Below are 13,540 nucleotides of genomic sequence, written 5' to 3'. Positions count from 1 at the left end.
CTTACAGCACCTTTGCTTCGGTTTTCAGTTTGGCGACCAGCTCGGCGGCGTTGGCCACCTTGATGCCGGCGCTGCGCTTGGAAGGCTCCGCCACCTTCAACGTCTTCAGACGGGGAGCGGCGTCCACGCCCAGCTCCGCCGGCGTGGTCTTGTCCAGCGGTTTTTTCTTGGCCGCCATGATGTTGGGCAGCTTGATGAAACGCGGCTCGTTCAAGCGCAGGTCGGAAGTGACCACCGCAGGAAGGCGCAGCTTGACGGTTTCCAAACCGCCGTCGATCTCGCGGGTCACGTCCACGGTCTCCGCCGACAGTTCCACCTTGGAGGCGAAAGCGCCCTGGCCCCAGCCCAGCAGCGCGGACACCATCTGACCGGTTTGGTTGGCGTCGTCGTCAATCGCCTGCTTGCCCACGATCAAGAGCTGCGGCTGTTCTTTTTCCGCCACGGCTTTCAGCAATTTGGCCACCGCCAGCGGCTGCAGCTCCACGTCGGTTTCCACCAGGATGGCGCGATCCGCGCCCATCGCCAGCGCGGTGCGCAGCGTCTCCTCGCATTGCTTCACGCCCAGCGACACCGCCACGATTTCACTGACCTTGCCGGCTTCTTTGAGGCGCACCGCCTCTTCCACCGCGATTTCGTCAAACGGGTTCATCGACATCTTGACGTTGGCGATATCCACGTCAGTGCCGTCGGCCTTGACCCGAACCTTCACGTTGTAATCCACAACGCGTTTCACAGCGACTAGAACTTTCATATTCCTCCAACAAACCTCTGGACATCTCTCAAAAGAAACCTGGAGCGGCTTATAGCCGCCGCCGCGCCGCCAAGCGCGGCCGTTTCAGAAATGCCGCCGTCTGGATTGATCGAACGCGGAAGCAGCAATTGCCGAAGCAAGCCTGATTATGCCCCAAGGACAAATTCAAACGAGCGTTTGGTTGATTTGTATTGCATACAGCGTGGCAAAAACGCAACTTATCGCCGATAGTACGTGATTTCTCGGTAATTTGCATTTCGGCCAAAAGCTGTCACAATGCACCACAGCATTTTATCGTCATATCAAGTCAGGAGCGGTCATGACTGTTTGGTTTGAAGATCTTCAGCTCGGCGATTTCGCCGAATTCAGCAAGACCATCACCGAAGCCGACGTGCTGATGTTCGCCGCCGTATCCGGCGACAACAACCCGGTGCACATCAATCAGGAATACGCGGAACAAACGCCGTTCGAGACACGCATCGCGCACGGCATGCTGACCGCCAGCCTGATCTCCACCGTAGTGGGCACCCAATTGCCCGGCCACGGCACCATCTATCTATCGCAATCCACCCGTTTCAAAGCGCCGGTGCGCATCGGCGACACCGTGACCGCCCGCGCCACCGTGATAGAGCTGAACCCGGACAAACACTTCGTCAAATTAGCGACTCAATGCTCGGTCCGCGGCAAGGTGGTGCTGGAAGGCGAGTCCCTGGTCAAGGCGCCCAGCAAACCCTGAGCTTCAGACGATGACGCCGTGCCGGCCCAGCGCCCAGCGCACCGGCTCGGCCACCATTTCGTCGGGAAAATCCAAACGCGCCCGCAGCCCCGCCACCACTTCCGGCGTGGTGGGCGCGTTGCCCAGGCCCACCGCCAAGTTAGACAGCCACTTAAGGTAGCCGATGCGGTAAATCGGGCTGCCAGCCATCTTTTCCTTGAACTCGGCCTCGCTCCAAGCGAACAACTCTAGCAAGCTCACGTCGTCCAGACCATGACGCACCGCAAAATCCGTCTCACGGCTATCGACCGCGAAACGGTTCCACGGACAGAACAACTGACAATCGTCGCAACCGTAAACACGGTTGCCGATCAAGGGCCGCATCTCCTCCGGAATCGCCCGCTTCAATTCTATCGTCAGGTAGGAAATGCAGCGCCGCGCGTCCACGGTATAGGGCGCGACGATGGCCGCCGTGGGACAGACATCGATGCAGCGGGTGCAGCGGCCGCAATGACCGTCCTCCGCCTCGTCCTCCGGCAAGGGCAGATCGGTGAAGACCTCCCCCAGGAAAAACAAGGAGCCCTCGTTCTTGGTCAGCAGCAGAGTATGTTTGCCTCGCCAGCCCAATCCAGCCTGGGCCGCCAGCGCCACCTCCGCCACAGGAGCGCTATCGGTGAACACCCGGTAACCGAAATCGCCGATTTCCCGCTTGATCCGCTCCGCCAGCGCCTGCAGCCGGTTACGCAAGACCTTGTGATAATCGCGTCCCAGCGCGTAACGCGATAAATAGGCTTTGCCGCCGTCTGCCAGCACTTCGGCCGAAGCGCGGGCCTGCGGCCAGTAATGCATGCGCAGAGAAATAACGGACAGGGTGCCGGGCACCAGATCAGCCGGCTTGACCCGCAAGGAGCCGTGGCGAGCCATATAGTCCATCTCGCCGTGATAACCGGCGGCCAGCCAGGCGTTCAACTTCTGTTCCGCCTCCGGCGGCAGGCCGGCGCGACCGATTCTGGCGTCGGCGAAACCCAATTCGCGCGCCCAGGCTTTGATTTGGCGCGCCAATTCGGGATAATCCGTTTTTTGTAAAGAGTTTTCGGTCATGGCCATGGATGATACCAGCGTTCGCTGCGGCTACCTGGAAGATGAAACCGCCACTCTGGCGCTGGGCAAAGCCTTCGCCGAAGCGGCGCAAGCCGGCCTCGTCGTCTATCTATTAGGCGACCTGGGCGCAGGCAAGACCACGTTCACGCGCGGCCTGCTGACCGCGCTCGGCCATGCCGGCAAGGTCAAAAGCCCCACCTATACTCTGGTGGAGAGCTATTCTTTTCCTCACTATAGCGTGCACCATTTCGACCTGTACCGTTTCGCCGATCCCGAGGAATGGGAGGATGCCGGCTTCCGCGAATACTTCGGTCCGGACAGCCTGTGTCTGGTCGAATGGCCGGACAAGGCCGCGGACCTGCTGCCGCGCGCCGACATCGTGTTGGAACTAGCCGTGGCCGGAAATGGTCGCAATTATCGTTTACTTGCCCACTCAGAAACCGGACAGTCATGCCTGATTCGACTTTCGACCCCATCCGCCGCCGCTTGATCGGCGCCGCGGCCGCCACCTTCATGCTGTCGGTGAGCCGCGTCGGCTTCGCCTCCGGCAGCCAGGTTGTCGCCTTGCGCATATGGCCTGCGTCGACCTATACCCGCATCACGCTGGAAGCCAGCGAGGCCATTCAGTACAAGCAGTTCACCATCCCCAACCCCAACCGCTTGGTGATCGACCTGCAAGGCGTGCAGCTCAACAGCGTGCTGAAAGACATCGGCGGCCAGATTTCCGCCGCCGATCCCTATATCAAGACCGCCCGCGCCGGCCAGTTCGACCCGGAAACCGTGCGCCTGGTGCTGGAGTTGAAAGCCGACGTCAAGCCGCAAGCCTTCACCCTGGCGCCGGTGGCCGAATACAAACACCGGCTGGTGGTGGATCTTTACCCGGCCGGCGGCCAGCAAGACGATCCCCTGCTCGCCCTGCTGCAGGACTACAACAAGGGCAAGCTGGAACAGCCTGCACCGCAGATCAAGCCCAAGAAAAAAGACAGCAACCGCCCCATCATCGTGATGCTGGACCCGGGCCACGGCGGCGAAGACCCCGGCGCCGTCGGCCTGAACGGCACTCGCGAGAAAGACGTGGTGCTGCGCATCGGCAAACAGTTGAAACGGCTGGTCGACGCGGAAAGCAATATGAAGGCCTATATGACCCGCGAGGAGGACGTGTTCATCCCGCTGGGCGTGCGCGTGGCCAAGGCCCGCAAGCTGAACGCCGACCTCTTTGTGTCCATCCACGCAGATGCCGCGCCCAACCGCGCCGCGCGCGGATCCTCGGTGTTCGCGCTGTCGGAAAAAGGCGCTACCAGCGCCTTTGCCAAGGCACTGGCGCAAAGCCAGAACGACGCCGACCTGATCGGCGGGGTCAAGATTGGCAGCAAGGACAAATACCTGGCGCACACCCTGCTGGACCTGACCCAGACCGCCACCATCAACGACAGCCTGAAACTGGGCAAGACCGTGCTGGGGCATCTGGGCGGCCTCAACAAGCTGCACAAGAGCGCGGTGGAGCAAGCCGGCTTCGCGGTGCTGAAAGCGCCGGACATCCCATCCATCCTGGTGGAGACCGCCTTCATCTCCAACCCGGAAGAAGAACAGCGCCTGCTCAGCAGCGACTTCCAGCAGCAAATGGCCAATGCCATCTTCACCGGCATGAAGGGTTATTTTTCGCAAGGCGCGGCGCTGGCCGCCCGAGCCTGAGCCGCTCCCACCCCCAAACGAAACAGGTCCCTGATGGGACCTGTTTTTCATTGAGGTCGGGCGCTCACTCGCCGCGGCTCGCCTCGCTCGGCGACTCTTCCTGCGCCGGCACCCGGTAGCTTTCCGACGCCCACTCGCCCAAATCAATCAAACGGCAGCGCTTGCTGCAAAACGGACGGAACTGGCTTTGCGGCTCCCAGCGCACCGGAGCGCGACAAGTGGGACAGGCGACAACGCGAACAGAATCAGACATGGCTTCTCAAAACGGGGCAAAGACCAGCGCACGCCGGTCAGAACTTGCAATTGGTCAGGTGAAACTCGACATCCTGCTCGGTCTGCCGCGGCCGGGACTCCCCGGTCACCGCGCTGACAAAGCGGATATTGAGCGCATATTTATTGGCGGACAGCTCGGGCAGCAGTTCCAGGCCGCCGTCGTAGGCCACGCGGATCAGCTGCACCACCTTGCCGCCGGACATCTGCTGGAACACGCCTCGGCGCGCCACGTAATGATGGGTCTTGCCGCTATCGCGCAACAGGGTCAACAGAATGCCCGCCGCCTCGGCGGTGGGCATCAATGGCGACGCCCAGCGCTTGATATCCTGGCGCCGCACTTCAGCCGACTTCTGCTGCCACTGGTGATAGGACGGCAAATCGAACTGGCAGGTGCCGCCGGGAATGCCCGCGCGCTGCTTGATCGCCATCAGCCACTCGTTTTCACGCAAGTGTTGACCGAACTTGCCGGTCAGCGCCAGCAAACGGCTGGACGCGTGCTCAATGTCCTCCAGCACGCCCTCCAGGGTCTCCTCCGCCACCTGCGGATTCTCGCGCAGCGCTTCCAGCATCTGTTTCTGCCGCTCCAGCTCCTGCAGCAGATCCGCCTTCAAATCCGCGCGCGAGGCGGTTTCCATCAGCTCGAACAACACCAGCAGGGCCGCATGATGATCATACGGATGGTCCTTGCCGATGAAATACCCAAGACGTGCGTAGAGATGCTCCAGGCGGAGCAGGATGCGGGTTCGCTCGGTGACGGGAAACTCAAAACTGATCACGGCGCATCGGCCCTTCTGCTTGGCTCGCGAGAGCCCGGTTATGATCTATCGGCTAGGCTGGCAAGATAATAATCGTGTTTGGCGTCGACTTGAAGCCTCAATGCAGCCAAGCTGTCATTATTACAAATTATATCGTCGGCGCGTTCACGTCGCTGCGCTCGCGAACATTGCGCCGCCATGATCGCGCGCACGGCTTTTTCGTCCATGCCGTTGCGCCGCATCACCCGCTCTAGTTGCACCGACTCGTCGCAGTCCACCAGCAAGGTACGCGACAGCATCGGCAGATAATGCCCGGTTTCGAACAATAAGGGCACCACCAGCACGCAATACGGCCCGCGCGCAGCGGCCACCCCGGCTTCGCTCTGCCGTCGGATCAGCGGATGCAACACGCTCTCAAGCCGCTGCCGGCTGCTTGAGTCGGCGAACACCCGCTCGCGCATCCAGCCCCGATCCAAACCACCATCCGCTCGCACCGCCTCCGCGCCGAACTCCGCTACCAAGGCCGGCATCGCCGCGCCGCACGGGCCGGTCAACTCATGCGCGATGGCGTCGGTATCGATCACCGGCACACCCAATTCAGCGAAACGATCAGCCGCCGCGCTTTTGCCGGAACCAATGCCGCCGGTCAAACCCACGACTTTAATAGGCATGCAAATACCAATTCACAATGTCCTGCCCCCAGATCAAAGCAATCCAGCCGGCGGCCGCAAGATAAGGGCCAAACGGCAGCGGCTGACCGCGTCCGTGCTTGGACAGCAAAATCAAGATCACGCCCACCACTGCCCCCACCAGCGAAGACAGCAAAATCACCAAGGGCAGCAAAGTCCACCCCAACCACGCGCCCAAAGCGGCCAGCAGCTTGAAGTCGCCATAGCCCATGCCCTCCTTGCCGGTGGCCAGCTTGAAACCGTGAAACAGCAACCACAGGCACAGATAGCCCGCCATCGCGCCTATCACCGCGTCGGCCAGCGGCACGGTGCCGGTCAGCAAATTGAATAACAAGCCCCCCCACAGCAAGGGCAAAGTCAGGTTGTCCGGCAGCAGCTGCGTATCCGCGTCGATAAAAGTCAGGGCCAGCAGCACCGCGGTCAAACCCATATAGGCCGGCAGCTGTTCCGACCAGCCGAAACGCCAGGCCAGGAAAGCGAACAACAGCCCGGTCGACAGCTCCACGACCGGATAGCGCCAAGGGATCTTGGCTCGGCAACTGCCGCAGCGTCCGCTCAGCAATACAAAGCTCAACACCGGGATATTCTGCCACGGACGCACCGCGGCCCGGCATTGCGGGCAGTGCGAGGCAGGCCGCATTAAGTTGTAGGGCTCGGACGTCTCGTCCTCTTCCAACTGCAGACAATCAACGCAATTGCGCCGCCACTCGGCCTCCAGCATCTTGGGCAAGCGATGAATGATCACATTCAAAAAACTGCCAACCAACAAACCCAGCGCCAGCGCCGCGCCGGCGAAAGCCAGCGGGTACGAGCCGGCGATCCAGCGCCACTCCTCAATCATCCAACCACCTGCCCCATTTTGAAAATCGGCATATACATCGCAATGATCAAACCACCGATCAATACCCCCAGAATCACCATGATGGCCGGCTCCAGCAAACTGGACAGCGCGGCAACCGCATTGTCGACTTCTTCTTCGTAAAAATCCGCCACCTTGTCCAACATCTGGTCCAGCGAGCCGGACTCCTCCCCAATCGAGGTCATCTGCAGCACCATATTAGGGAACAAGTCGGTCCGCTGCATCGAATAGTTGAGGCTGGAACCGGTGCTGACATCGTTCTGAATCCGCTTGGTGGCATCCGCGTACACCTGGTTGCCGGAGGCGCCGCCCACCGAATCCAGCGCTTCCACTAGCGGCACCCCGGCGGCGAACAAGGTGGACAAGGTACGCGCCCAACGCGCGATAGTGGCCTTGCGGATGATATCGCCGATCACCGGCAGGCGCAGCAGGATGCGATCCATCTGCTCTTGCAACTTGGGCGTTCGCTTGAAGGCGTAGAGAAAGCCGAACAGGCTGCCGAAAATCACCCCGAAGATCAGCCACCAGTAATGGACAAAGCCATCCGACAACCAGATCACGAACAGCGTCGGCGCCGGCAAATTGGCGCCGAAACTAGAGAACAAATCCTTGAATGCCGGAATCACGTAAATCATGATTACGGCGGTAATGATGAAGGCAGTGCCGACAATGGCAGACGGGTAGATCAGGGCCGACTTGATCTTGCCCTTGATCGCCATCACTTTTTCCTTGTAAGTGGCCAGTTTGTCCAGCAAGGAGTCCAGCACGCCGCCGGTTTCGCCCGCGGCGATGATGTTGCAGAACAGCTTGTCAAAGTACAAGGGACGTTTGCGGAAGGACTCCGCCAGCGACAAGCCGGTTTCAACGTCGGCGCGCACCTCCAGCAGCATCTTGGTCACGGCTGGATTGTTGTGGCCCTTGGCCGCGATATCGAAAGCCTGCAATAAGGGCACCCCGGCGCGCATCATGGTCGCCAGTTGCCGGGTGAACAAGGTGATGTCCCGCTCGGTGATGCGTTTGCCGAAGCCTCCGCGCCGACGCTTGATCTTGACGACATTGATGCCCTGACGCCGCAGTTGAGTCTTGGCCACCGCCTCGGACTCCGCTCGCAGCTCCCCGCGTATCGCCTTACCCGCCTTGTCCTTGCCTTCCCATTCCCAGACAAAGCCCGGCGTCGCTTTTTTTGCTACCGTGACTGCCATTCCATGGCCTCTTTCTTATCCAAGCCGTTAAGTCAGCGTTCCGGCGGCCGCCGGAGGCGCAAAACCGCTCTTAGACCCTGTTCAAAGCCTCGCAAGCAAGAGCGACACAAGGCGAAAAGGGCTGAGAAAGCGGAGTGTACAAGTGGTACATGAGCATTTCGAAGCAATTTTCAACACCGCATCGCCGACGCGCGCAGGTCGTGAACAGGTTCTTACTCGTTAGTCACCGCTTCAATCTCCGTCAACGACGTCAACCCCGCCTTCACCTTCAGCAAACCGGCATGGCGCAAGTCCACCATGCCCTCCTTGCGCGCCAGGTCGGCGATATCGATGGCGGTACCGTTTTGCATGATCAAACGCGTCATCGCATCGGTAATCGGCATCACTTCGTAAATACCGGTACGGCCACGGTAGCCGGTGTTGCGACACTCCTCGCAACCCACCGGCGCATAGGGCTTCCAGCTTCCATCCAACTCCTCTTGCTTGAATCCCGCCCGCAGCAATGCCTCCTCCGGAATCTCCGCCGGTTTCTTGCAATGCGCGCACAAACGGCGCGCCAAACGTTGCGCCATGATCAGCAACACCGAGCTGGCGATGTTGAACGGCGCCACCCCCATATTCAGCATCCGGGTCAAAGTCGCCGGCGCGTTATTGGTGTGTAGAGTGGAAAACACCATATGGCCGGTCTGAGCCGCCTTGATCGCGATGTCCGCCGTTTCGAAATCCCGGATCTCACCCACCATGATCACGTCGGGATCCTGACGCAGGAAGGCCTTCAAGGCCGAAGCGAAGGTCAGCCCGGCACGCTCGTTGACGTTGACCTGATTGATGCCCGGCAAGTTGATTTCCACAGGGTCTTCGGCGGTGGCGATATTGATATCCGGCTTGTTCAACAGATTGAGGCAGGTGTACAAGGACACCGTTTTACCGCTACCGGTAGGTCCGGTGACCAGCACCATGCCGTAGGGCCGCGCAATCGCGTCCAGCAGTAGGCGTTTCTGCTCCGGTTCAAAGCCCAACTGCTCGATATCCAGATTCGCCGCCGACGAGTCCAGAATACGCATGACGATCTTCTCGCCGTACAAGGTGGGCAAGGTGCTGACCCGGAAGTCGATTGCCCGCGCCTTGGAGATGACCAGCTTCATCCGGCCATCCTGCGGCACTCGCTTCTCCGAAATATCCAGTTTGGAAATCACCTTGATCCGGGAGGCGATTTTTTCCTTCAATACCAGGGGCGGCTGCGAAATCTCCTTCAACACCCCGTCTACCCGGTAGCGGATGCGATAAAACTTCTCATAGGGCTCGAAATGAATATCCGACGCGCCGCCATTGATCGCATCCAACAACACCTTATGGATGAACTTGACCACAGGCGCATCATCGACATCCGGCTGTGGGCCGGCATCGGTCGGCGCATCCGGATCGGCGAATTCAAGATCGCCAAAATCCTCGTTCTCCAAGGCCTTGATCGCGGCGGTGGCATCCTCGCTGTACTTGCCGAGCATCTTGCCCAGCTTATCATCCTCCACCACCACGATTTCCACCGTCATCCCAGTCTTGAAGGTGATGGCGTGATAGGCGGAGGTCTGGGTGGGATCGGAAGTGCCTACATACAGCTTGTTGCCACGCTTGAGCAGGGGCAGTAAGCGCCGGCTGGCGACCAACTCGTCATCAACCACGCCCTTGGGCAACTGATCAAGATCAATGGCCGACATGTCCAGCAAGGGGTAACCAAAGGTCTTGGACGCGAACATCGCCACATCCTGCGCCGTCATCTTCTTGCTCTGAATCAGCTGCTCGACAAAGCTGATGTGCGATGCCTGAGACTGGCGCAGGATTGCGTCCGCATCCTGCTGCAACAGCATATTGTTTTGCACCAAGGCCCGACCCAAGCCGGAAATGCCAGCCGAAGCTTCCATACGCTTGCAACTCACCAGTGAACAGATTAGACAACACCGCGCGGCGCTCCTGAGTCAGAGCTCGCCACCTTGAAGACCACCGCACTACCGTTACAACATTATATGCAAAATGCGGGGGCTACTTTGACTTAAATCCCGGCGTGGCCGGATTACGCCAAGCATCCACGCCAAAACAAAAAGGACTGCCGAAGCAGTCCTTTCAAGCTCAAACTCAAATGTACTTAGAAGCGGTGCACCAAGCCCACGCCGAAGGAGTTTTCCTTGTCCAAAGCGCCGTCTTTCCACTTCACGTGACCGTAAGAAGTGTAAACCTCGGTACGCTTGGACAAAGCGTAGTCCAGAGCCAATACGAACTGGTCGTAACCAGAGTTCGAGAAGTTATTGCCACCCACGCTTACGTCATAGCCTTTGACATAGGAGAAATACGGAGTCAGCGACCCGAAGGTATAACCCAAAGTCAAAGCTGCTTCCTTAGTTTTGATTTTCTGGGTGGTATCGAAGGTAGCCGCGGTTATTTGTGCATTGGCGGTCTTGGCATAAGCATTCAAGGCGTTGATATTGTAAACCACCCCAGCATCATCCTTGAACGTCGTTACACCTCCAGTCGTACTGGTCGCCAGATAACCTTCAATCTGTTGATAGCCCAAGGCGACATACAGATTATTGGCGTTGTAGCCCGCTTCCAAACGATGCCAGTTTTTGACACCACCGCGCTTGTCTGCGTCGCCCCAGTTTTCGTAGTTATACTTGCCAAAGAAGCCGGAGTTCTCATAACTCAGGCCCAGGTTCCAAGTCTGGTTATTGGTGCGTGAACCATTTGGGGCAGCGGTACGGCTTTCATCGGCACCGTACAGGAAGGCAAAGCTGAAGCCGTTCCAGTTCGGGCTATCATAGCGCACCGCGTTGTTTTGACGGCCGTCCAGACGGGTAAACATACCCAAACCACCAACGCTCTGGTTGCTGTAGTAGCCTGGATCCACTTGCTCCATCATGTCGTTGGCATAGTTGGACAGACGACCCAAGCGAATCTTACCCCAACTGTCGCCAGCCAAGCCGATGAAACTGTCGCGCGTCGCGAAAGTATCGCCACTATTGGAGGCCCCATCGATATGCACGCGGTTCTCGACCTGCCAGATGGCTTTCAAGCCGCTGCCCAAGTCTTCGTTGCCCTTGAAACCGATGCGGGAAGTCCAGTCGTTGATCTGAGAGGTACCCTGCGGTTTACCATTGGCATCAACACCAGCACTGGAGCTGTAAGTCTTGTTGTACTCGTAACCACCACGGATTTCACCGTAGATGGTGACGTCGGCCATCGCGGCGGCGGCCGGCATCAGGGCGGCGATTGCAAGAGCGATATGCGTCTTGTTCATTGCAGTTCCTTTCAAGTCAGTTGATGTTGTCCTGTTGATTTCGCTGTTCTAAAGCCAGAGAACCCGGACATTTATGTGCCACCGATATGCTTCGGTGATCGCTAGCCTCAATATAAGACCGACGTTGCGAAAAAACAAAAACAGCATGTACTTTCGACAAAAAATCACTCAAAAAAACAACACCATCATCACAAGGCATTGTTTTACATGAACCTGTCCCCTAAACACCGCAACCATTAAGATGCAATTATGCAACACAAGCGGTAACTTGGTGCAAAAAAGCAACAAACCATCAGGCATACAAATGGACCACACATTGTCAGACAATCAAACCGAAAAAAATCCCCCTGCCAGCAACGCCGTGCTTTACTGGCTCAGACGCGATTTGCGCCTGGAAGACAACCACGCCTTGCGGCAAGCGCTTGCCTCGGGGCTGCCGGTTCAATGCGTCTTTGTTTTCGATAGCAATATTCTCAACACACTCCCCCCCACCGATCGACGCCTCGGCTTCATCTGGCAGTCCTTGCGGGAGATTCAGGATACCCTGCGCGCGGCGGGCGGCGATCTGTGGTGCGAAACAGGACCGGCCGAGGACATTATCCCCAGGCTGGCAGCGCAGCTAGGTGCCGATGCCGTTTACGCGAACGAGGATTACGAGCCTTATGCGCGCCGGCGAGACACGATGGTTGCCCAAACCTTGGCGACGATGGGCAAGACTTTTCACGCCTACAAGGACCAGGTCATTTTCGCCCGGGACGAGCTGCTCACGGCCAGCGGAAAGCCATTCACCGTGTTTACGCCGTATTGCAATGCCTGGCTCAAGAAGCTGAGCCCACAGCACAGCCAAGCGCTGACGGTGCCACCGCTGACCGGCCGGCTACGCTCCCCAGCGGGTACGCCGGCCATGCCCAGCCTTGAAGAACTAGGATTTGCCCAGACCGAGCCTTGCTTGCTGGCAGCGGGCGCATCCGGTGCAAAAGAACTGTTTGCCGATTTTTGCCAGCAACGCATCCAACGCTACCATCAACAGAGAGACTATCCCGGCATAAAGGGCGTGTCCTACCTCTCCACCCACTTGCGTTTCGGCACCATCTCGATTCGCCAATTGGTGCAATTCGCCAGCTTCGACGGCGGCGAAGGCGCGATGTGCTGGCTGAAGGAGTTGATCTGGCGGGAGTTTTATCAGCAACTGCTGTGGCACTTCCCGGATGCGGCCACTCACAGCTTCAAGCCGCAATACCGCGACCTGCCCTTTCCCAATCGCTTGGACTGGTTGGAAAGCTGGCAGAAAGGACTAAGCGGTTATCCGCTGATTGATGCGGCCATGCGACAACTGAACCAAACCGGCTATATGCACAACCGGCTGCGCATGATCACCGCCAGCTTTCTGGTCAAGGATCTGCTGATTGACTGGCGCCTGGGAGAACGCTATTTCGCGGAGAAACTGCTGGATTTCGATCTGGCGTCGAACAACGGCGGCTGGCAATGGGCCGCTTCCACCGGCTGTGACGCACAGCCCTATTTCCGCATCTTCAACCCGGTCACTCAATCGCAGAAATTCGACCCGGATGGGCGCTTCATCCGCCGATACGTACCGGAGCTGGCGGCGCTAAACGATCAGGCGATTCACGCCCCCTGGCAAGCCAAGGCGCTGCCGGAAGGCTTCAAACTGGGCCGAGACTATCCGCTTCCCATCGTCGACCACGCCGAGCAGCGGCAGCTGGCGTTGGCACTCTTCGGCAAGCAATGAAAAACGCCCGCATAAGCGGGCGTTGTTTCCTGCAAACCGTTGCCAGACAAGCATCAGGACTTTTTCTTGGCCGCCGGCTTAGAAGCTTCTTTCTTGGCGCCGGTCACCGGCTTGGCAGCCGCTGCAGCCGGTTTGGCGGCGGCACCGGGCTTGGCCGCCGCTTTCGGAGCAGCGCTGGACGCTCCGCTGACCGCGATCTCGCTGCGCAGTTTTTCCAAGGTCTTGTCGCCGATCCCACTGACATTCTTCAGGTCGTCGACACTCTTGAACGCTCCGTGTTTGGCGCGGTATTCCACAATGGCCTTGGCCTTGACCGGGCCGATGCCGTTCAACGCCTCCAACTCCTGCTGGTTAGCGGTGTTGATATTGACGGCGGCAAAAGCGGTGCCGCAAATCAGCATCAGGGCGGCAAACAGGGCTAACAATTTTTTCATCATTGATCTCCTTGTGAGACAGGACTGAGC

General features: G+C 58.8%; 14 protein-coding genes. 4 read left to right on the top strand and 10 right to left on the bottom strand.

Annotated elements, in window-relative coordinates; all coding sequences use genetic code 11:
- Window position 1: 1 nt before the first annotated feature.
- A complete protein-coding gene (locus tag DXT74_RS06800) occupies window positions 2-751 on the bottom strand; it encodes an electron transfer flavoprotein subunit beta/FixA family protein (RefSeq protein ID WP_043637914.1) in 750 nt (249 codons plus the stop codon).
- A 319-nt stretch (window positions 752-1,070) separates the two neighbouring features.
- Here DXT74_RS06800 and DXT74_RS06795 point away from each other — a divergent pair, with 319 nt between their 5' ends.
- Window positions 1,071-1,487: a MaoC family dehydratase gene (locus tag DXT74_RS06795; RefSeq protein ID WP_019100896.1), complete on the top strand. Its 417-nt coding sequence runs from the start codon at window positions 1,071-1,073 to the stop codon at window positions 1,485-1,487.
- A gap of 3 nt (window positions 1,488-1,490) precedes the next feature.
- On the opposite strand, the gene queG is transcribed toward DXT74_RS06795, so the two are convergent.
- A complete protein-coding gene (gene queG / locus DXT74_RS06790; protein ID WP_019100895.1) occupies window positions 1,491-2,567 on the bottom strand; it encodes a tRNA epoxyqueuosine(34) reductase QueG in 1,077 nt (358 codons plus the stop codon).
- Window positions 2,568-2,571: 4 nt separating this feature from the next.
- Here queG and tsaE point away from each other — a divergent pair, with 4 nt between their 5' ends.
- Together tsaE and DXT74_RS06780 are read left to right on the top strand one after the other, a co-directional pair.
- Window positions 2,572-3,057, top strand: coding sequence for a tRNA (adenosine(37)-N6)-threonylcarbamoyltransferase complex ATPase subunit type 1 TsaE (tsaE, locus tag DXT74_RS06785; protein ID WP_370551756.1), 486 nt, complete (start codon window positions 2,572-2,574; stop codon window positions 3,055-3,057).
- On the top strand, window positions 3,018-4,259 hold the full coding sequence (locus DXT74_RS06780; RefSeq protein WP_019100893.1) for an N-acetylmuramoyl-L-alanine amidase: 1,242 nt from the start codon (window positions 3,018-3,020) through the stop codon (window positions 4,257-4,259). The genes tsaE and DXT74_RS06780 overlap by 40 nt, the downstream gene beginning before the upstream one ends.
- A 64-nt stretch (window positions 4,260-4,323) precedes the next feature.
- Here the strand turns inward: DXT74_RS06780 and yacG are convergent, their stop codons facing one another.
- The 7 genes from yacG to DXT74_RS06745 all read right to left on the bottom strand — a co-directional run bounded on the left by yacG (window position 4,324) and on the right by DXT74_RS06745 (window position 11,326).
- Window positions 4,324-4,512, bottom strand: a complete 189-nt coding sequence (gene yacG / locus DXT74_RS06775; protein WP_043591348.1) for a DNA gyrase inhibitor YacG — start codon at window positions 4,510-4,512, stop codon at window positions 4,324-4,326.
- Between the two features lie 37 nt (window positions 4,513-4,549).
- Window positions 4,550-5,308 (bottom strand): cell division protein ZapD, encoded by a 759-nt coding sequence (zapD, locus tag DXT74_RS06770; protein WP_019100891.1) that lies wholly within the window; start codon window positions 5,306-5,308, stop codon window positions 4,550-4,552.
- 38 nt (window positions 5,309-5,346) lie between these two features.
- On the bottom strand, window positions 5,347-5,958 hold the full coding sequence (gene coaE / locus DXT74_RS06765) for a dephospho-CoA kinase (protein WP_081555553.1): 612 nt from the start codon (window positions 5,956-5,958) through the stop codon (window positions 5,347-5,349).
- Window positions 5,948-6,817, bottom strand: a complete 870-nt coding sequence (locus DXT74_RS06760) for an A24 family peptidase (protein WP_194427606.1) — start codon at window positions 6,815-6,817, stop codon at window positions 5,948-5,950. The genes coaE and DXT74_RS06760 overlap by 11 nt, the downstream gene beginning before the upstream one ends.
- On the bottom strand, window positions 6,814-8,037 hold the full coding sequence (locus DXT74_RS06755; RefSeq protein WP_194427605.1) for a type II secretion system F family protein: 1,224 nt from the start codon (window positions 8,035-8,037) through the stop codon (window positions 6,814-6,816). The genes DXT74_RS06760 and DXT74_RS06755 overlap by 4 nt, the downstream gene beginning before the upstream one ends.
- 212 nt (window positions 8,038-8,249) lie before the next feature.
- A complete protein-coding gene (pilB, locus tag DXT74_RS06750; RefSeq protein ID WP_114153189.1) occupies window positions 8,250-9,956 on the bottom strand; it encodes a type IV-A pilus assembly ATPase PilB in 1,707 nt (568 codons plus the stop codon).
- A gap of 221 nt (window positions 9,957-10,177) precedes the next feature.
- Complete coding sequence (locus tag DXT74_RS06745; protein WP_194427604.1) at window positions 10,178-11,326, bottom strand: porin; 1,149 nt, start codon at window positions 11,324-11,326, stop codon at window positions 10,178-10,180.
- A 241-nt stretch (window positions 11,327-11,567) separates the two neighbouring features.
- Between DXT74_RS06745 and DXT74_RS06740 the strand changes: the two genes are divergently transcribed.
- Window positions 11,568-13,076, top strand: coding sequence for a deoxyribodipyrimidine photo-lyase (locus DXT74_RS06740; protein WP_231138292.1), 1,509 nt, complete (start codon window positions 11,568-11,570; stop codon window positions 13,074-13,076).
- A 53-nt stretch (window positions 13,077-13,129) separates the two neighbouring features.
- On the opposite strand, the gene DXT74_RS06735 is transcribed toward DXT74_RS06740, so the two are convergent.
- Entirely contained in the window at window positions 13,130-13,510 is a 381-nt protein-coding gene (locus tag DXT74_RS06735; protein WP_043637938.1) for a helix-hairpin-helix domain-containing protein, read from the bottom strand.
- Window positions 13,511-13,540: the final 30 nt, after the last annotated feature.

This window comes from Chromobacterium sp. Rain0013, assembly GCF_015291765.1.
Classification (GTDB): Bacteria; Pseudomonadota; Gammaproteobacteria; order Burkholderiales; family Chromobacteriaceae; genus Chromobacterium; species Chromobacterium haemolyticum.
Note: the sequence above shows the minus strand (reverse complement) of the source record. Positions and strands in the feature narration are given on the sequence as shown.